The sequence below is a fragment of the Alteromonas sp. RKMC-009 genome (genome assembly GCF_003584565.2).
GTDB lineage: Bacteria > Pseudomonadota > Gammaproteobacteria > Enterobacterales > Alteromonadaceae > Alteromonas.
The window spans coordinates 3,903,493-3,924,544 of the sequence record NZ_CP031010.1; the positions used below are offsets into that span (position 1 = coordinate 3,903,493).

The 21,052-nt window shown below is 48.8% G+C and carries 13 protein-coding genes; 12 read left to right on the forward strand and 1 reads right to left on the reverse strand.

Going from position 1 to position 21,052, the window contains the following annotated elements:
• Nucleotides 1–277: 277 nt before the first annotated feature.
• From DS731_RS17155 to DS731_RS17165, 3 genes are all read left to right on the forward strand, one after another.
• Nucleotides 278–868 carry a porin family protein gene (locus DS731_RS17155; protein WP_119502477.1) on the forward strand — a complete coding sequence of 197 codons (591 nt, stop codon included), beginning with the start codon at nt 278–280 and terminating at the stop codon, nt 866–868.
• Between the two features lie 290 nt (nt 869–1,158).
• Nucleotides 1,159–3,351: a VTT domain-containing protein gene (locus DS731_RS17160; RefSeq protein WP_119502478.1), complete on the forward strand. Its 2,193-nt coding sequence runs from the start codon at nt 1,159–1,161 to the stop codon at nt 3,349–3,351.
• Nucleotides 3,339–4,097: an endonuclease/exonuclease/phosphatase family protein gene (locus DS731_RS17165; RefSeq protein WP_119502479.1), complete on the forward strand. Its 759-nt coding sequence runs from the start codon at nt 3,339–3,341 to the stop codon at nt 4,095–4,097. The genes DS731_RS17160 and DS731_RS17165 overlap by 13 nt, the downstream gene beginning before the upstream one ends.
• Here DS731_RS17165 and DS731_RS17170 read toward each other — a convergent pair.
• A complete protein-coding gene (locus tag DS731_RS17170) occupies nt 4,073–5,047 on the reverse strand; it encodes a LysR family transcriptional regulator (protein WP_119502480.1) in 975 nt (324 codons plus the stop codon). The two genes, DS731_RS17165 and DS731_RS17170, sit on opposite strands and share 25 nt — an antisense overlap.
• 471 nt (nt 5,048–5,518) lie before the next feature.
• Between DS731_RS17170 and DS731_RS17175 the strand changes: the two genes are divergently transcribed.
• From DS731_RS17175 to DS731_RS22380, 9 genes are all read left to right on the forward strand, one after another.
• Nucleotides 5,519–8,095: a TonB-dependent receptor plug domain-containing protein gene (locus tag DS731_RS17175; RefSeq protein ID WP_119503478.1), complete on the forward strand. Its 2,577-nt coding sequence runs from the start codon at nt 5,519–5,521 to the stop codon at nt 8,093–8,095.
• A gap of 831 nt (nt 8,096–8,926) precedes the next feature.
• Complete coding sequence (locus tag DS731_RS17180; RefSeq protein WP_119502481.1) at nt 8,927–11,539, forward strand: TonB-dependent receptor plug domain-containing protein; 2,613 nt, start codon at nt 8,927–8,929, stop codon at nt 11,537–11,539.
• 151 nt (nt 11,540–11,690) lie between these two features.
• Nucleotides 11,691–12,512 carry a sulfite exporter TauE/SafE family protein gene (locus tag DS731_RS17185; protein ID WP_119502482.1) on the forward strand — a complete coding sequence of 274 codons (822 nt, stop codon included), beginning with the start codon at nt 11,691–11,693 and terminating at the stop codon, nt 12,510–12,512.
• Nucleotides 12,513–12,539: 27 nt separating this feature from the next.
• Entirely contained in the window at nt 12,540–13,706 is a 1,167-nt protein-coding gene (locus DS731_RS17190; protein ID WP_119502483.1) for a pyridoxal phosphate-dependent aminotransferase, read from the forward strand.
• Nucleotides 13,707–14,023: 317 nt separating this feature from the next.
• A complete protein-coding gene (locus DS731_RS22280) occupies nt 14,024–15,211 on the forward strand; it encodes a methyl-accepting chemotaxis protein (protein ID WP_119502484.1) in 1,188 nt (395 codons plus the stop codon).
• Between the two features lie 87 nt (nt 15,212–15,298).
• On the forward strand, nt 15,299–15,664 hold the full coding sequence (locus tag DS731_RS17200; RefSeq protein ID WP_119502485.1) for a response regulator: 366 nt from the start codon (nt 15,299–15,301) through the stop codon (nt 15,662–15,664).
• 20 nt (nt 15,665–15,684) lie between these two features.
• On the forward strand, nt 15,685–17,622 hold the full coding sequence (locus DS731_RS17205; RefSeq protein WP_119502486.1) for a chemotaxis protein CheA: 1,938 nt from the start codon (nt 15,685–15,687) through the stop codon (nt 17,620–17,622).
• On the forward strand, nt 17,619–18,119 hold the full coding sequence (locus DS731_RS17210) for a chemotaxis protein CheW (protein WP_119502487.1): 501 nt from the start codon (nt 17,619–17,621) through the stop codon (nt 18,117–18,119). Before DS731_RS17205 ends, DS731_RS17210 begins: the two co-directional genes overlap by 4 nt.
• 2 nt (nt 18,120–18,121) lie before the next feature.
• Entirely contained in the window at nt 18,122–21,049 is a 2,928-nt protein-coding gene (locus tag DS731_RS22380; protein ID WP_119502488.1) for a methyl-accepting chemotaxis protein, read from the forward strand.
• The last annotated feature ends 3 nt before the right edge of the window (nt 21,050–21,052 follow it).

Genomic DNA, 21,052 nt, shown 5'->3' on the forward strand with positions numbered 1-21,052 from the left:
TGTGTTGCATGATGAAGTAACCGCAGAACGGGACTGTATTCCTTACAAAGAGTTTTGAACAGGTTTCATGGGCACCCGTTGAAATGGCCAATATTTCACCGGATTTCACCTCTGCGCCCCGTTTATTGGTCAGTTTACATACAAACGTGTATGGCATGCTCTTTGAAACAGACTAATCAGCGGGCGGCACTCTCTTCAGGTGTTCTCACCTTACCGGTCTCTTTTACCGGTTTACAAGTGCAGCCCATACGCTAAACAAAGTAAGAGGAATTTTCTGATGAAAAAATCAATCACAGCATTCGCGGGTATTGCAGCGCTCACTTCTTTAACAGCTTTCAGTGCTTCCGCACAGTCTCTGGACACGCCCTGGCAGGACCAGCCAGGTTTTTACGTAGGTGGTAACTACGGTTATCTGAAAGTAGACGGGCAGGACGATTTTGATGATGATAATGACGTCATTCAGGGCTTGGTCGGGTATCGTTTTAACCGCTATCTGGCCATAGAGGGATCGGTCATCGACTTCGGTGATTACGGCAATAACCTGTCACGGGCCGATACTGATGGCTGGACAGCGGGCGTAAAAGGTATTTTACCAATTACTAATCAGTTCTCTGTTTATGCCAAAGCCGGACAACTATGGTGGGATACAGATTATTCAGTGAATGGTGTATCCGGCAGCTACGACGACGAGAGTTTATTCATCGGTGCCGGCGTTGCTTACAATATCACTGAGAACTTCCTCGTGAATGCAGAGTACACAGTTTACGATGCAGACCTCGATGCCAATGACCTGGCAGACGATCCCGGTGATGTGGACTTTAATACCGATCTGAAACAAGCCAGTGTGGGTGTTGAATACCGCTTCTGATTTGTAAAGCTCTCTCAAAGCCTCCGGTATTCCGGAGGCTTTTTTGATTCTGACAACCGGCCGGTTACCTTTGTGTACTGACTTCAGGAAAATTCTACAAACCGGCGGACAAACTTACCTGAAGGCAGGAAGCAGGTTCACACCCTCACCTTAAAACCTGACAAACTTTCTAAGTTAAAACAGCAAGATAACCTTGTCATACGGACATCAGGTCCTATGGAATAGTTTCTGCATTTCATATTGCATTTGTCACTTAATATGCTCATTCCGGGTTGGCATGAGGAGGAACGATGTCAGCAGAACAATCTATTTTCAAACAGGGAGAAAATTGCTGGGCGACCAGTCAGGCCAGCTTCGCCACTCCACTTATTGATTGCGGTAATTACTACAAAGCTTTGCATTCGGCGATCCTTAAAGCGAAGCACAGTATATTTATCGTCGGATGGGATATCGACAGCCGGATCAGGCTGTTGCGCGGTGAGGACGAGGCGAACTCCGAAGCCCCCTCAGTGGTCAGTGATTTGCTGGCATGGAAAGCTGAGCAAAACCCTGACATGAAAATTTATCTGCTGCGCTGGGATTCTTCTCTGGCCTTTTTTGCTCAACGGGAAATGTGGGCAAAAGAAGTATGGGATGAGAAAACACCTGACAACGTACTCACGGAACTCGATGACACGATTCCCATGGGCGGCAGTCAGCATCAGAAGATTATTGTTATTGACGATGAACTGGTGTTTTCGGGCGGTATGGATATTTCAACCAACCGCTGGGATACCCGTGACCACCCCATTGAAAGTGAAGAACGCAACGGTCCTGACGGTCCTTACACGCCACTACATGACGTCCAGATTGTCTCTGCCGGCCCGGTAGTGGAAAGGTTCGCTGAACTGGTGCGCTGGCGCTGGTTGCGCGTAGCCGAAGAAAAGCCCATCGCCATCCGTGAAGAAGCTGAGACAGACCTGGACAGTCCTGTTCCCGCTTCATGGCCGGACGGCTTTGAGCCCTGGTTTGAGAAGGTCGATTGCGCCCTTGCCCGCACTATTCCGTTTATGGACGAAGTGGAGCCTGTTCAGGAAGTCCGTCACATGCTGCTGGACCTCATCAGTGAAGCAGAACGGGTTATCTACATTGAAAATCAATTCACTTCCCGTCAGGAAATCGCAGAAGCGCTGAACCGCCGTCTGAAAGAGAAGCCTGAACTGCATGTCATTATTGTCAGCTCCTATGAACCCAAAGGTAAATTCGAGTGTGAGGCATTCTGGGCAGGTCGTATTGAATTTAAGAAAATTCTTGAAAAAGACATCGAGCCTGAGCGCATCATTATGTCGTATTCGTCCATTACCGACGAGCACGGACAACATGCGACAAAACGTATCCACTCTAAAGTAATGACCATCGATGACCGCTACGCCGTTATCGGTTCGTCGAATATCAGTAACCGTTCAATGAGTCTGGATACTGAAATCGACCTTGTTCTGTTTGGTAATAATGATACCAACCGCCGTCAGATAGCCCGTATCCGTGACGATTTACTGGCAGAGCACACCGGCCGCACCGTTGATCAGGTTAGCGCAATCATGCAGGAACCTAATCCTGCACGGGCATTAATGGAAGGCCAGCTGGCTCATGGCTACGTGCTTACCCAGGTGCGTGACGAAATATTTACCAGTCAGGAATCAGGCAAAAATTTCTTTTCATCCTTATCCGATCCGGAAGAGCCATTGATCCCGCCAATTCCGGGCCTTAACGGCGAAGCAACACCGGTACGCAATCCACGCCGCCGCACGATCATGGTTGGTATCGGCGTTCTGGTGATTGCAGCGCTGGCGGCCACCTTACTGCTTGCCAGTCATTTTATTCCGTGGTTATCGACAGACAATATCAATGCCTTCCTGGAGGAAAGCCGGGGTACCTATTTCGCACTTCCGACGGTTTTGCTTGTCTATGTTGTGGGCGGCTTCTTCTTCTTTCCGGTCACCGTAATGTCACTGGCAGTCTCTGCCATCTTCGGGCCGGTTTGGGGGCCATTGTACGGAATTATGGGCGCCCTGCTGAGTTCTGCGAGCATGTTTGGTGTAGGTAAGCTGGCCGGTAACGCGGGGCTGCGTAAAATTGGCGGGCCGAAAGTTGCTGCTGTTGATGAGAAGCTGAAAACCAGTGGTATTGTTGGTGTCGCCGCTATCCGGATGTTGCCCATCGCACCATTCAGTCTGGTTAATCTGGTTGCCGGCATTTCATCAATTGGTCTGATGCAATTTTTGACCGGAACATTCCTCGGCATGTTCCCGCCGATGATAGCGAAAGGTCTGGTAGGCGATTCTATTACCCAGATTTTCCGCAATCCGTCACCGGAGACGATTTCCTATCTGGTAGGCGGCATCGTGCTGTGGGGTCTGATGATTTGGGGCTCACAAAAAATTGCCAAGCGTTATCAGGAAAGTAAGCAGTTAGAAAAAACAAAGGGTGAAGAATGTGTCGCATAGTCAGTTATAATATCCACAGCGGTATTGGGCGCGACAACAAACATGATTATCGCCGCATTGGCAGTTATCTTGCCGAACTGGGTGCAGATATTGTGTTGTTGCAGGAAATGGATACGCGGCCTGAGCACAGAGATATTGAAACGGACATCAGAGATATTTGCGCCAGTCAGGTGTTTCAACTGGTACCTTCACCGGCTATTACAGAAGCCGGCGGGGGCTGGTACGGGAATGCGGTACTGACCCGTTTTCCTGTGCTGAAAAATGAAACCCTTGATGTGAGTCAGGATGGTTTTCAGCCGAGAAACATTCAGGCTGTAGATTTACTCACGCCGTCAGGACCACTGACGGTAATTAATACTCACAAGGGATTGAAGAAAAGCGAACGCCGCTCTCAGTTCGCAAAGCTTCATGAATACATTGCCGGCAGAATGAAAGAAAACAAAACGCCGATTGTGCTCGGCGGTGATTTCAATGAATGGCAGTTTTTTACCCGTGCATTCCGCGCTCTGGACAGCGTGCTGAACCAGCACAAAGCGGGGGCTACGTTCCCCAGTCAGTTTCCGTTATTTTCTCTGGACCGGATCTGGACTTCACCGGACATTAAACTACGCCGGATCCGCCGTCTGAAAAATGCCCGCACGAAAATTCTCTCTGATCATCTGCCCGTTCAGGTAGACATTCGCCTCCCCGAACAGGACGTCAGTGATTTACCGGAACCGTTTCAGGCACAGGCGATGCTTGGCTGACGATACTTTAGATCGCCACGCCAGTGATTTAACTCCTGCTCACAGGCAGTCACCCTGCGGATAACATCCCGCATTTTTATGCTTGCATCCGTGAGTGACCCGCTGCGGTTGGTGGCCATTAATACCTGTCGGCGCATTTCCGGCTGTTCTATTTTCAGCGCTTTTACCAGGCCACTTTCTTCAAGATGGAAAATGGCTGATGAAGGTAAAATCATCGCCCCCTCGCCCTGCAGCAATTGCCTTAGCCCTGTCATCAGCTGGCCCGAATACGCCGTATTGTGCCTCAACGCAACACCGGTCACTTTTTCGTAATGGGCGATGAGCATGCCCAGCGCATCCCGGCTTCCAGGCGTAAGTAACTCAAACTGGCTAAGTTCCCAGAATTTGATTGTGTTGCGATCCTGATATTTCTGATACACCTCTGACTGGTCGTTCACGCCGAGCACCAGGTACATGTATTCCTCTATCAGCGGCTCACAGACCATTGAAACAGCATCTACATCCTGCTCATAGGTGATGGCGATATCAATCTGATTGGTCTCCAGCCAGCCCCGGACGGAATACGACGGGCCGGTGCTGATATCCAGTTTCAGCTTGCTGGCCGATTTTTTTACTTCCGACAATAACGACATGGACAGCACGTTACCGATAGACGGCAACATGCCAACTTTCACAGTACCTGATTGTTCTGCAACGAGGTGCTGTAAATCGGCTTTAGCCGCATTGATATCGTCAACCAGCCGTCTTGCATGCTTCGCAAAAACCTCTCCGGCTTCGGTTAAAGAAACCCCTTTGAAACTCCGTTGAAACAGCGGTGTGCCCATTTCTCTTTCAAGATTGGCCAGTTGCTGGCTGATTGCCGGTTGTGCAATGTCTAACTCTCTTGCGGCTGCGGCAATACTTCCTTTTCTCAACGTGGTGAGGAAGTACTGTAACTGTTTTGAATTCATGGCATGTCTCCTGACGCCTCCATCAAAGTTTTTCTGCCGGTGCCCGCACGCGCCTTGTCGTTTTAATTTCTTGTTAATACCTGAACGGTATTCTTTTTTATATTCCAGAACAGCAACTTATATGCCATTGCAGCGAACATTTACAGATATCAATTGTTAACGAAAGGTGAGCATCCTTTGGATGAAAAAAAACATTTCTGGTCTGATATCCCTGCCCGGCCCGCAATTTGCGGTGCTCCCCGATTGCCCTCAATATATTTTTTATACCCTTCCATATTCTTTTTTCTTCCGCGACGCCGCTCTCATTTTTTAGTCTTTATGAACACAGTTTACAGCCATGCAGCATCGCTGTTCAAAGCTTGTGCATCTTATTGGTGCCGCTGTGAGCCATAGTTGGGCGCGGTCACCGGATCCTCCATGAGCTGCGCCCGCAAAAAGAGCAATCAGGCAACAAACCGGGAACACACACTCATGAAAATAAAAAAATTAAGTGCGTCTATTTATGCCGGATTAACCGGCATGACCATGGCATTAGCGCTGACTCCTTCTGTATATGCACAGGAAACTGACACTCCTGATGCCGAATCGGATCCTTCCCTGGAACGGATTGCCGTTGTTGGTGCGCGGGGTGCGCCGCGTTCAGTGACCAGCTCTCCCGTGCCTGTTGATGTATTGACGGCTGAAGACATGGAAGGTGTAGCATTCTCAGATATGAACGATGTAATGATGACCCTGGTGCCGTCTTACACCCTGTCACGCCAGCCAATTTCTGATGGCGGTACGTTTGTACGCCCTGCACAGATGCGTGGTCTGCCCACTGACAAAACACTGGTTTTAGTTAACTCCAAACGCCGTCACCGCTCTCCGCTGGTGCAAATTGGTGGCTCAGGTACGCAAGGGCCTGATCTCGCAACCATCCCGACTGCGGCTATCGGTTCTGTTGAAGTACTGCGCGACGGTGCGGCCGCACAGTATGGCTCAGACGCCATCGCAGGGGTCATTAACTTCCAGTTAAAAAATAACAGTGAAGGAGGCTCACTGTCAGCCGAGCTGGGCCAGTATTACGAAGGCGACGGCGATCAGATGGTGATCAGCGGTAACAAAGGTTTTGCGTTAGGTGAAGACGGATTCTTAAGTATTTCTGCTGAAATTACTGACTCAGAAGCGACCTATCGTGGTGAACAGTATTGTGAAAGCTGGTTCTGTGTGACCGACCAGTCTGAAGAATATATCGCTGCTGCTATTGCAAGTGCTAATGCCGTTCACGGTTCGGATGAAGTACAACCCTGGGGCCAGCCAAACTCTAAAGGCACCCGTGTATTTTTTAACTCCGGTTATACGATTTCTGACGAAGTAGAATTATACGCATTCGGTAACTATTCAGAGACCGAGGGCGATGGTTCCTTCTTCTATCGTTATCCGGGCAACGGCACCATTGAAGACATCCGTCTGCAGGATGGTTCCGTCTGGAGCCCGCTGGAGTTCTTCCCCGGTGGTTTTACGCCGCGCTTCGCAGGTGAGGTTACCGACTACTCACTGGCAGCCGGTGTGAAAGGAATAAGTGGTAAGTGGACGTATGACATCAGTGGCCGCTTCGGTTCCAGTGAAATTGATTACACCCTGAGCAACACCATCAACCCGTCGATGGGTAACGAATCCCCGACTTCATTCAAGCCGGGCTCTCTGACCAACGAAGAGAAACAACTTCAGGCTGATTTCACCTATGATCTGGACGAATATATTTTCGCTTTCGGCCTGAGCTACATGGACGAGTCTTACGACATCTCCGGCGGTGAAGAAGATTCCTATACTGCAGGTCCATATGCCTCAGCGGATCCATGGGGTTTCTGTAACGATGACGGCACAGCGACGGCGGCAGGCTCAGCCATTGCAGACCTGGACTGTGCAGATGACTCCGACCCGGTTTACACTGTAGTAGGCGTAGGTTCCAACGGCTTCCCGGGGTACTCTCCCGAATTCTCCGGCGAATATAACCGTGACTCTTATGCTGTTTACACCGACATTTCCGGTGACGTAACAGACAAACTGTTTGCTCAGGCAGCTTTACGTTACGAAGACTACTCTGACTTCGGTTCTGAACTCGTTTATAAAGTGGCCGGTATTTACCAGCTTACCGATGAAATCGCACTGCGTTCTTCATACGGTACGGGTTTCCGTGCTCCGACTCCGGGACAGCAAGGTACAACAAACGTGTCCACCCGGCTGCCTAACGGCTTCCCGGTTGCTACCGGTCTGTTCCCTGCCAGCAGCGCAGTTGCTCAGGCGCTTGGAGCCAGTGCACTTGCACCGGAAAAATCCACCAACATTACCTTTGGTATGACGGCGGATTACGGCGACTTCACCCTTACTGTGGATTACTACAATATCGAGCTTGAAGATCGTCTGAATGCCATTTCAACGCTGGATGTCAGTTCCGATCCTGATGCAGAAGACCCGGAAGATTATCAGCGATACCTGAGCCTGGCGAATGCCGGTGTTTCCGGTGCGGAATCAATCGGTGGTGTGTTCTACTTCCAGAATGCTTTCGACACCACAACCGAAGGTGTAGATGTTGTAGCAACGTACAATATGCAGTCAGATATGGGTGACACTACCTTCACTGCATCATTTAACTACAACAAAACCACACTGGACAACGATCCTGAAAACTTCTACAACGAAGAAGATGAGTTTGACCTGGAAAACGGTACGCCGGATTTCCGTGGTACTGCTTCAGTTAAACACAGCATTGAAGACTGGATGATTGTTGCCCGTATGAACTACTACGGCGAATATGAAAATGCCGCGAGCAGTTCTCTGGATGTGATTCAAACCTTTGGTACAGAAATCCTGTTCGACCTTGAGCTGACTTATCACATCAGTGAAAGTCTGTCTCTCAGTGCCGGTGCCCGTAACCTCTTTGACGAGTATCCGGACGCTGGTACTGACGAAATGGGTGAAACCTGCTGTGGTCGTATTTACCGCTCAGACTCTATTGTTGACTGGCAGGGTGGCTATTACTATACCAAGTTAAACTATACCTTCTAAGAGCACACAGCCTCTTTAAACAGCAATCAGGGCCGGCTTTCTTGCCGGCCTTTCTTTTTTCCTGCAAGCACACGGTTTGTGCCTGCGCTTATATCCGCGTCCTTGCAGTTAAATTCTCCGCAGGCGAAGGTAGTCTCCCCTTCTGTTACTCCCGAATAAGAAGCCACTGATGTGTATTCACTCTCAGATAGAAGAATAATTTGACGGTATTTCAACCGGCAACTAACTTCATATGTACAGAGCGTGTTTCTGACAGGTAACCCCATAGCCTTATATGGGGCGATCGCCGGGTACTAATTTTGGCTTTGGTTATCCCCTTGTAACCAACCTTAACAATACCATAAGAAAAACTAAATAATAAAAATGAGCCGTTTCAAAACAAACCAATAATAAACAATGACTTAAAACTTCTTTCCGGAAATTATTAATTTATTGTGACGGCTACATAAAACTTAAAAAACACTTTATATTCAATAAATTAAGATAAGACGTATAAATACCGGCCGGCGATTAATTGTTAAAAATTCGTTTACAGGACACTGAAATTAAAAAAAATTTCTGCCTGATTTAGTCATTACCCCATGATTTTTATACTTTTTGTCACCCCCTCCATATTTTTCCTATAGCCCTACATATTCTTTTTTCTTCCGCGATACAGGTCTGTTTTCTTAGTCTCGATTACACACAGCACGCCACCGGTACAACGTTGTATCAAATATTCTGACCGCCAGGGGGCGGCTGTGAATTATTGTTGGGTGCAGTGTCGAGATTTCTCCCTGGCCTGTATCCAAAGAAAAAAAGCAATCAGGCAAATTTTGGGAACACACATTAATGAAAATAAAAAGACTCAGTGCGTCAATCTATGCCGGATTAACCGGTGTGACTCTGGCTTTCGCTCTTTCTCCTTCTGTTTACGCACAAGAAACTGATACCCCCGATGCTGAATCCGATCCGTCTCTGGAACGTATAGCTGTTGTCGGTGCCCGTGGTGCCCCCCGTTCCGTAACCAGCTCTCCGGTTCCTGTTGATGTATTCAATGAGGAAGATCTGGAAGCGGTTTCTTTTACCGATATGAACGACGTTGTCCGCACCCTTGTGCCTTCCTATACCGTTTCACGTGAACCTATTTCAGATGGTGGTACGTTTATTCGTCCGGCTTCTCTTCGCGGACTGCCAACTGATAAGACGCTGGTACTGGTTAACTCTAAGCGCCGCCATCGTGCAGCTCTGGTGCAAACCAGCGGCTCAGGTACCCAGGGACCAGACCTTGCAACAATTCCTACAGCCGCAATCGGTTCGGTTGAAGTGCTTCGCGACGGTGCTGCTGCACAGTACGGTTCAGATGCGATTGCAGGGGTAATGAACTTCAACCTGAAAAACAATTCTGAAGGTGGCAGTTTTTCTGCAGAATGGGGCCAGTACTATGAAGGTGACGGCGACCAGCTCACGCTGACTGGAAACAAAGGCTTTGCCCTTGGAGATGATGGTTTCCTGAGTATTTCTGCAGAGTACACCGATAACGAAGCCACCAGCCGTGGCGAGCAATATTGTGTATCGTCATTCTGTCTGGATAAATCCAACCCGAACTACGATCCCGACGCATCTTATAACGCTTATCTGACAGATGACTTCCTTGCAGCCGCAGAAGCCATGGGGCAGGAATCGCAGGGCGCGAACGTCGTACAGCCCTGGGGCCAGCCAAATTATGAATCAGCAAAGGTCTTCTTCAATGCCGGCTATGTTTTTTCTGAAGCCGCTGAACTCTATGCGTTCGGTAACTATTCTGAAAGCTCCGGTGACGGTGCGTTCAACTACCGTAACCCAACCAACAGTGTAAATGCGGATATTCGCCTGCCTTCAGGTGAAACCTGGAATGCACTTGAGTTCTTCCCGGGCGGCTTTACTCCCCGCTTCGCCGGTGACATTACCGATTATTCACTGGCTGGTGGTGTGAAAGGTGCTTCAGGCGATCTGAGCTATGATTTTTCTGCCCGTTACGGTTCAAACGAAATTTCTTACTCTATCTGGAATACATTCAACCCGTCATTAGGCAACGAATCACAAACTTCATTTGATCCGGGCGATCTGGTGAACGAAGAAATGCAGTTACAAGCTGATTTTGTTTATGACTTTGACGGTTACGCCTTTGCATTCGGTCTGAGCTACCTGGACGAATCTTACGAAATTCAGGAAGGAGAGGAAGCATCATACACTGCCGGTGCTTATTCTCAGGCAGATCCATGGGGATTCTGTAACGATGACGGCACAGCCACTGAAGCAGGTTCTGCTATTGCAGACCTGGACTGTGCAGACAGCTCTGACCCTGTGTATACCGTGATGGCTGTTGGCTCAAACGGTTTCCCCGGTTACTCCCCTGAGTTCTCCGGCGAATACAACCGTGATTCCTATGCAGCTTATGTAGATATTTCCGGTGATATCACCGACAGTATTTTTGCTCAGGCAGCGCTGCGTTACGAAGACTACTCAGACTTTGGTTCTGAGTTAGTTTACAAAGTAGCCGGTATTTATCAGGCAACGGATGAAATTGCATTGCGTGCCTCCTACGGTACAGGCTTCCGGGCTCCGACGCCGGGCCAGCAGGGTACAACAAACGTTGCGACGACGTTTATCAACTCTGAGCCTGTTGCGGTAGGTTTATTCCCCGCCAGCAGTGATGTTGCCCAGGCCCTGGGTGCCAGCACACTGGATCCGGAAACCTCCACCAACATTACGTTTGGTTTAACTGCGGATTACGGTGACTTCACTTTCACTGCTGACTTCTATCACATTGAAATTGAAGACCGCTTCAACGCCATTTCAACACTGGAAGTGTCTACAGATCCTACTGCCGGAGACGAGTATGACAACTATCTGGCATTGGTGGCAGCCGGTGTTTCAGGCGCTGAATCCATCGGTGGCGTACGTTACTTCCAGAATGCGTTTGACACCACTACTCAGGGTGTTGATCTGGTAGCAACTTACCGCCTGTCTTCGCAATACGGTGATACCACGTTCTCAGCCTCATACAACTACAACGATGTAGAGTTTGATTCTGACCCCAGCGAGGTGTTTAACCCGGAGAATACTTATGACTTCCTGAACAATACGCCGAATTCCCGCGCGATTTTGTCAGCAAGGCATAACTATGACGCATGGCAGGTTGTTGCCCGCCTTAATTACTATGGCGAAAACTCAAACTCTGATTACAACACCAATACTGAAGTACTGACTATTCAGGACTTCGACAGTGAAATGCTGCTTGACCTGGAAGGTTCTTACCTTGCAACAGAAAGTCTGCGCATCACAGTGGGTGTTCGTAACCTGTTTGATACCTATCCCCAGTATGACGAAATCGAAGCGTCGAATGGTCGTCTGTACCGTTCAGATTCTATCGTCGACTGGCAGGGGGGTTATTACTACACCAAGTTGGAATACACATTCTGACCTGTACTGGCGGGTAGCTGTTTTACGGCAAGTCGACCTCGTGTCGACTTTGCTGTGAAAGGGCCGGGGGAGTTCCCGTTCGCTGCTTACAGCTGAAATGGACCCTGAGGACATACCCACTTTAATTAATGTTTAGCGGAGTTTTGTAGTTATGGAAATCGAGTTGGTCTGGTTTGTTGTTACGTTATGTGCTGCAGGTGCCATTGCAGGCATAACGTCAGGCCTGTTTGGCAACGGTGGCGGCTTTGTTGTCGTGCCTGCCCTGTCTATTGTCTTTCCCTTTTTTGTTCCCGATTCTGATGAAATCGTGAAAGTGGCTATCGGCACGTCTTTAGCCTCTATTGTTGTTTCCAGCCTGCGTTCTGTGATTGCCCACAAAGCGAAAGGTGCTGTGGACTTTGCCGTACTGAAATCCTGGTCAGTATGGATAGTCCTTGGCGTCATCGGCGGATTACTCATTGCAGATAACACCAGTGCAGGCGGACTTAAAATTGTCTTTGCAGCCGGTGTACTGCTTTACTCAATTTACTTCCTGTTCCCCGATTTTGTCGTGCGTCCGGGAATGTATTTCTCTATGCCCAAAGGTATCGGTAAAGCCACCCTCGCATTTGTGCTGGGTGGTTTTTCTGCCTTACTGGGTATTGGCGGTGGAACGCCCACCGTTATCACCATGGTCATGTGCCGCCGCACAATTCAGCAGGCAGTTGCCACTGCTGCCGGTGTCGGCTTTCTCATCGGCCTGCCCGGCGCGCTGGGCTTTTTGTTCATGCGCCACTCTGAAACTGCCGCCCTGCCGGTGGGTACCGTGGGATATGTCAATATTCCCGCCCTTATTGCCATCAGTATCGGTTCGATTATGACGGCCCCTATCGGTGCCAACATGGCGCATAACTTCAGTGAAAAAATGCTCAAAAGACTGTTTGGCATTTACTTAATCATCGTGTCACTCGGCATGTTTTATAAAGCCCTTTAGTCTTTTCACTTTCAAAGGAACTTATTTATGACTTACAACCCTGCACGACGTTTATTCTTAGGCGGCAGCCTGGCTGCTACAGCAGCCGGCGCAACCGGTATTATTACTCCTGCTGCGCTGGCAGCAGGTTCTTCAGTGGCGGCGCCTCACGTAATGTACGGCCCTCAGGCCGGCATCGCCAAGCTGAATGCGAATGAAAACCCCTATGGTCCGAGCCCTGCTGCTCTTAAAGCCATTGCAGAAGCCTCGTCCACCGGCGGTGCCTATTATGCTTACCAGGCGGGCATGTACTTGACTGACATGATTGCAGAAGAGTATGGCCTGAAAAAAGAAAATGTGGCAATTACCGCCGGTTCCAGTTTGATTCTGGCCTTCGCCGCTTATGCCGCCACCTCAAAGGGAAAAATACTGGGTCCGGATCTTTTCTGGGACACCACATCCAAGGCGCCAATCAGTCAGGGCGGACCGGATATTGTGCGGGTACCCAACACAGCGGATCTGGATATTGACCTCGATGCACTGTACAACGCTATCGATGACAACATTGCCATGGTCCATATTTGTAACCCGAATAACCCGACCGGCAAAGTGCTCGACACGAAAAAGCTGCAGGACTTCTGTATAAAAGCATCGAAGAAAACGCTGGTGCTGGTTGATGAAGCGTATAACGAATTGATTAGTGACGGCCCTGCACACTCAATGATCCCGCTGATCAATCAGGGCCACAATATTATCGTGGCGCGTACTTTCTCAAAAATTTATGGCCTGGCCGGCATGCGTGTGGGTTACATGCTTGGCTCAGAAGAAAATATCAGCTTTATCAATCAATATGGTCTCGGCGGCTATTCCATTAACCAGGCCGGCTTAGCAGCAGCAATTGCGAGCTTTAAAGATGAAGCCTTCAAAGACTTCTCACGGGATAAAGTGATGGAAGCCAAAGACATGATTATGACGGCAGTTAAAGCGAATGGTTTGACGGCACTGCCATCAGCGACTAACTTTGTTTTTGTGAATCTGGGTGATAATGGCGATGCCAATGCCTTCCGTGCTGCCATGGAAAAAGAAAATGTACTGATCCGTGGACAGTACCGGACTTACAAGCCCTGGTCGCGGGTGAGCACCGGTAAAATCGAAGATGTGAAAATGTACGTCGACGCAATGCCAAAAGCGCTGGAAGCCATGTACAAGGCGTAATTGTACGTTAAACACAATGTAATCTGGTCCATGAGTGGTGCCGTAAGGCGCCTCTCATTCTGCTGTTTATCTGATAATCCCCTCCTCTGAATCCGGTTCGCAATTGCGACAATCACGACATTCCTGACGATTGAGAATTTTTTTTCTGCATTCCTTTCATTACTGAAATTCTTGTCTATAACTTAAATTAACGTGCGCCTGATAACGCATCAGGCAAATCCTTTTGGTCAGTAAGTTTCTAAAATTTCACACAGTCTGGACCCAAAGAGACAGAAAAAGCCGACAACGTGCAGGCAGTAACAATCCCGGAATGTATTATGATGAGTGACAATCAAATTATGGGCGGAATAAAAAATACACCACCAATTGCAATGATTGGTGCAGGCGTGAGCCTTGTTGTGGGCTTTGGTTTAGTGTCAATGGGTCTTGCTTATCCGGCAATAGTCGTTTCTTCCATCGGCGTTTTTCTGGCAGCAAAAATGCAATCAGGAGATACAGAACCACAGGCCGAAACACAGGCTGTACACGCAGAGCCCGTATTCGAACAACAGGAAGTCACCGGCGATATGATGTCGGTAACTCAGGATATGGCTAAAATTCTCGGTGACTGTGAGAAAAACCTGTCTGACATTTTCAATACACAAACCGATGCCGTAACCACACTAAGTGAAGCTTTCCTCAATTTGCAACGCCTTGTAGGCGAGCAAAACACCTGTATTACCCGACTGATTCAGGCAGATTCTGACAGCGGTGAAATGTACTCAAACCGCATGCGTACCTTTGCTGATGAAACAGAGAAATCACTGGATAAATTCCTTGAGTCTACTGAACAGATTTCAGAAGGCACCACCACCATTCTGGAAAAAGTAAACCGCATCTACGACACCATGCCTACAGTGCTTAAAGCCCTTGGCGATATCGATGATATTTCTGCCCAGACTAACCTGCTGGCACTGAATGCGGCTATTGAAGCGGCACGTGCCGGTGAAGCGGGCCGCGGATTTGCAGTAGTTGCCGATGAAGTTCGTGCTCTGTCCAACCGCTCCACTCAGTTCAGCGGCGTTATCAAGAAACAGATGGAAAACATTGGCGTGCAAATTGATGAACTCACGCAGGATGTCCGCACACTCGCCGCCCAGGATACCAGCTATATCATTACAGCAAAGCGGGACATTCAGGGAGAGCTGGACGCGATTATCGTAAAAGCTGAGAGCGACGCGAACACTACCAATGAACTTGAAGGGATCTCCGGTCAGCTGGACAGTGCTATCGGCTCTGCTATCCGCGGAATGCAATTTGGCGACATTAACGGTCAGAACCTCACCTATACCCAGGAAATGCTCACAATCGTTAATGAGCAACTGCCTCTGCTGGGTACGAATGATATTGCCACGGTTAAGAAGAACCTGGAAGAGTTGCAGAGCAGCATGAAAAATCGGGCTAACCTCGATCATAACCCGGTATCTGCCAGCAGCATCGATGCCGGAGAAATTGAATTATTTTAGCAACCACCAGCGCGGCTCGCTTGTTAGCCGGGATGACATGGAATCGCCGGATTCGGCACAACACGTGAAAAAATTGTCGGGAGTATTATGAGTAAGAATATCCTCATTGTTGATGACTCACCATCAATCCGCCAGATGGTAGAAGTGACTTTAAAGTCAGCCAGTTACCCTGTAACTACCGCCGTAGACGGACAGGATGCGTTAGATCAATGCAAAGTGAAACGCTTCGACTTCGTTTTAACTGACCAGAATATGCCAAGAATGGACGGTTTGACGCTGATTAAAAACCTTCGCGGTATGTCAGCCTATGCCCGTACGCCCATTATCGTACTCACCACGGAAGCGGGTGATGACATGAAGGCAAAAGGAAAAGCTGCCGGTGCCACAGGCTGGATGGTTAAGCCTTTCGACCCTGCCAAATTACTTGCGGTTGTTGGTAAGGTTCTCGGTTAGTTGTAACAGGAAGCGTCACTATGTCTATCGATATCGAACAATTCCACGCGGTCTTCTTCGACGAAAGTCAGGAACACCTGGATGACATGGAACAGCTCCTCATGGAACTGGATGTCGAAGATCCCGATCTTGAGCAACTTAACAGTATTTTCAGGGCCGCCCACTCAATCAAAGGCGGTAGTGGAATCTTCGGTTTTGATGCGCTTACCGGGCTCACCCATGTCATGGAGAATTTGCTCGACAAAGCCCGCAAACAAACCATTTCGCTGGACGTGCCTACCGTTGATTTGTTTCTTGAAACGGTAGACTTACTCAAGGTCATTCTGGATGCATATCGAACCAGCAGTGAGCTTCCTCAATCTGACATAGACTCCGGTGTAGCAGCCCTTGAAAAAGCGCTGGCTGCAGCCGACGGACAGGCAACAGATGCTCCGCAACCCGCTGCAGAAAGCGCTGCGGCAGATGACGATGATATCGATGGTTTCGGCTTTTTCGATGATGATGACGAGCCCGCAGCAGAAACAGCGGAAGTCGCAGAAAACACAGAAAATGAAGCGGCAAAAGCAGAAACAAAAGATGAAGATATAGACGGGTTTGGCTTCTTTGATGATGAGCCTCAACCTGCTGCATCACCGGAAGAAAAGCAAGGTTACGGTTTCTTCAAACCGGTTGAAGCCGTTGCAGAAGACGCCAAAGCCGCATCGGCAGAGGCGGCAAAAGCAGCCGCTAAACCTGCGGCGAAGAAAGCTGCAGCGAAATCTGCGGCTAACAAAGAAGCGTCTTCTATTCGTGTTGACACCCTGAAAATTGATCAGATGGTAAACCTGGTGGGTGAACTGGTTATTACCCAGTCCATGCTGTCGATGATTGGTGATGAAGTCACCGGAGCCATAGGTCAGAAGCTGCAAACAGCCATTGCAGAACTGCAGCGCAACACCCGCGAGATTCAGGAATCGGCAATGTCTATGCGTATGCTGCCGGTAAATATGACATTTAACCGCTTCCCCCGTGTTGTGCGGGATCTGTCTTCTAAACTCGGTAAAAAAGTTGACCTCGTTATTGAAGGCGGCGCAACTGAAATCGATAAAAGCATGATTGAAAAACTGGTCGACCCTCTGACTCACCTGGTACGAAACAGTATCGATCATGGTGTAGAGAAGCCGGCAGACCGGGTCGCATCAGGCAAAACTGAAAATGGTACCGTGATTTTACGGGCTGCACAGCGTGGCAGTTCGATTGTCATCAGCATTATTGATGACGGGGCAGGACTCAGCCGTGAGCGCATTCTCGCCAAAGCAACAGAAAATGGCCTGCCTGTAACACCGGATATGCCTGACAGCGAGGTCTGGTTACTGATCTTCCAGCCCGGATTTTCCACGGCAGCGGAAGTAACTGACGTGTCCGGTCGTGGTGTTGGTATGGACGTTGTCCGCCGTAACATTGAAGCTATTGGCGGCCGGATTGAAATTGATTCACATAAAGGACTCGGGTCAGCTTTTCATATCCATCTGCCCCTGACACTGGCTATTGTGGACGGTATTTGTGCTGCCGTGGGCGACCAGATTTTTGTCATCCCGCTGGTAAATATTATCGAATCGCTGCAACCGGTAAAAGAACAGCTCAAACTGATTAAGAACGAACACCTGCTGTGGATAAGAGAGCAGTACTGGCCTCTGGTACCGATTCACCAGATGATGCATGTGGATCATGCTGTTACGAACCCCACGAAAGGGATTGTTGTACTGCTGGAAAGCAGCAAACGTCGATTTGCCATTCAGGTCGATTCTCTGCTCGGCCAGCAACAGGTGGTGATCAAGAGTCTCGAACAGCACTACCGTAAAGTACCCGGCATATCCGGTGCCACCATCATGGGAGATGGCCGTGTAGCCATGATCCTGGATGCAGATGCCATCGCAGACTTGTGCAAACCTGTTCATGAAGAGGAAAAAGTATCATGAGTGCCCATGCCAGAGATCATCTCGCATCTAAAGATGTTCAGGAATACTTAAGCTTCATTTTAAGTTCTGAGCAATATGCCCTCGATATTACCTCAGTAAAAGAAATTCGCGGTTACGAGAAAGTCACGCCTATCGCCAATGCGCCCAAATTTATCAAAGGCGTGCTGAATCTTCGCGGTGACATCGTCCCCATCGTCGACTTGCGGATTAAATTCAATATTCCGGATCCGACCTACAATGAATTCACCATCGTCATCATGTTGCATGTTCACAATCGTGTTGTGGGCATAGTCGTTGATGGCGTCTCGGATGTTGTACGCCTTACGGAAGATGAAGTCAGGCCACCACCTGATTTCGGGGTGATATTCGACAGCCGGTTCCTGAAGGGGCTGGCAACTGTGGATGACCATATGGTCATTCTGGTTAACATTGAACAACTAATTTCCAGCGAAGAAATCGGTCTTGTTGCAGAGCAACTGACCGGTGAGGGAGAGTAATTATGGGTATGTTTGACTGGATCAACAGCGAAGCCTCGCGTGATCAGAAAATTCAGATGCTGCGTAAATCGCAGGCTGTCGATGCTTCTACCTGCTGCATCATGATGGCTGACGCAGACAGAAATATTGTATACGCCAACAAAGCTGTCGTTAAGTTGTTAAAGGATAACGAAGCGGAATTGCAAAAAGTATTACCGCATTTTTCAGCAGACAATCTGATTGGCGAGAACATCGATCAGTTCCATAAGAATCCTTCTCATCAAAAAGGCATGCTGGCAGAGCTCAAGCGTCCGATGTCTTCGAATATCATTGTGGGCAAAGTTAATTTTAAACTCACCCTCACCCCGCTGAAGGACGAAGAAGGCCACTCAGTGGGCACCATGGTGGAATGGGTGGATCAAACAGAACTTCTGCTGAAAAGCGGTATGCTGGAGGCCCTGCACAGGGTTCAGGCACTGGCCGAATACACAGCAGAGGGTGAACTCATCGACGTGAATGATAATTTTCTTAAACTCACCGGCTATAGCCGGGCAGAAGCTCTGGGAAAACATCAAAGCGCTTTCGTCAAACAAGAACTGGTTCACAATCAGGCATATAAAGACTTCTGGGATAAATTACGGCGCGGCGAAATTGACTCCGGGGAATATCAACGCTTTGGCAAAGATGACAAAGAGTTCTGGGTGCAGGCGTCGTATAACCCGATTTTCGACACTGCCGGCAAAGTCACCAAGGTGGTCGAGTTTGCTATCGATATAACAAAAGAAAAACTGAAAAATGCCGATTATTCAGGCCAGATTGAAGCAATCGGTAAAGCTCAGGCCGTTATTGAATTTGATACTTCCGGCAACATTCAGTGGGCCAATGACAATTTCTTAAGTGCCACCGGCTACAACCTGGATGAAATAAAGGGCCAGCACCACAGCATGTTTGTTGATCCGTCTGAAAAAATCAGTGCTGCTTACAGCAATTTCTGGAATGAATTACGGGGCGGCAACTTTAAATCAGGGGAATATAAACGGGTTGCCAAAGGCGGCAACGAGATCTGGATTCAGGCATCTTACAACCCGATTATCGATATGAACGGCAAGGTTTTCAAAGTCGTTAAATACGCCACGTTGATCACTGAACAAAAGCTGAAAAATGCCTACTTTGAAGGGCAAATTAACGCCATCGGGAAATCTCAGGCGGTCATTGAATTCAATGTGGACGGTATTATCCAGTGGGCTAATGATAACTTCCTGAATACAGTGGGTTACACCCTGGATGAAATAAAAGACAAGCATCACAGGATGTTTGTAGATAAAGAAACCCGGGGCTCAGAGGAATATTCTCAGTTCTGGGCTGACCTGAAGAAAGGCAAATTCTTCTCCGGTGAGTTTAAGCGAATTAATAAAGCCGGTGAGGAAATCTGGATTCAGGCCTCCTACAACCCTATTCTGGATATGGACGGCAATGTTTTCAAAGTAGTGAAATACGCGACCAACATTACCGAAGAAAAGTTACGTACCGCTTATTTCGAAGGTCAGATTTCGGCTATTGGTAAATCTCAGGCTGTGATTGAGTTTGATATGGATGGCATGATCCTGAATGCCAACGATAACTTCCTGAACACAGTGGGCTATACCCTTGATGAAATTAAAGGTAAACATCACAGCATGTTTGTGGATCAGGAAACCCGCAACAGTAATGATTACCGTTCGTTCTGGGATCAATTGAATCACGGTGTCTACCAGTCCGGCGAGTACAAACGTTTTGGCAAGGGTAACAAAGAAATCTGGATTCAGGCTTCTTATAACCCCATTCTGAACCAGAATGGCAAACCTTTCCGCGTGGTGAAATACGCAACCGATGTCACCGCCCGTACCACTGCAGTTTACGATATTAAACAAGTTATGACCCAACTGGCGAAGGGCGACCTGACTTGCGAGATTGAACACGAGTTTGAAGGCGAGTTCAAAGTGCTGGGCGAGTCTATCAACCAGTTTATCCGTGATATGCGGGTCACCATTTCACGCATCAACCACGCTGTTGAAACGATCAGCAGTGCGTCCAGTGAGATCGCCAGCGGAAATGCAGACTTATCCAGCCGGACAGAGCAGCAGGCGTCCAGTCTGGAAGAAACGGCGTCCTCAATGGAAGAACTCACCGGTACTGTGCGTCTGAATGCAGAGAATGCCGAGCAGGCCAACAGCCTTGCATCACAAGCTTCATCTATCGCCGTAAACGGCGGCAATATGATTCAGCGCGTGGTTGAAACTATGGGCAGCATCAACGAGTCAGCCCAGAAAATTTCAGACATCATCGGTGTAATAGACGGCATCGCCTTCCAGACCAATATTCTGGCACTGAATGCCGCCGTAGAAGCCGCCCGTGCCGGTGAACAGGGACGCGGATTTGCGGTAGTCGCCTCAGAAGTAAGAACGCTGGCACAGCGCTCTGCAGAAGCTGCAAAAGACATCAAAGAGCTGATTTCAGACTCTGTGGATAAGATTGGCAGCGGCAACACGCTGGTGAAACAGAGCGGCGACACCATGGGCGAAGTGGTTACCTCGATTAAGCGGGTTAACGACATTATGTCAGAAATTGCTGCGGCGTCTTCTGAACAGTCCAACGGCATAAACGAAATCAGTAAAGCCGTTACTCAAATGGATGAAATGACGCAGCAGAACGCGGCGCTGGTCGAAGAAGCCGCAGCAGCAGCGGAAAGTATGCGTCAGCAGGCAGCACAACTGTCAGAGCGTGTGGCCACATTTAAATTAAGTGATAAAGACCGCTCAGCAGACCCAATGGAAGACCTGCCTGCCATTAGTGCAAGACCGAAATCTCAGTCCCGCAAGCCGGCAGCAGCAATCGGATCAAACGGGAAAAGCAGCAAACCTGCAGTAAAGGCTGCGGCTCCTGAAGATACGGAAGAATGGGAAAGTTTTTAAAGG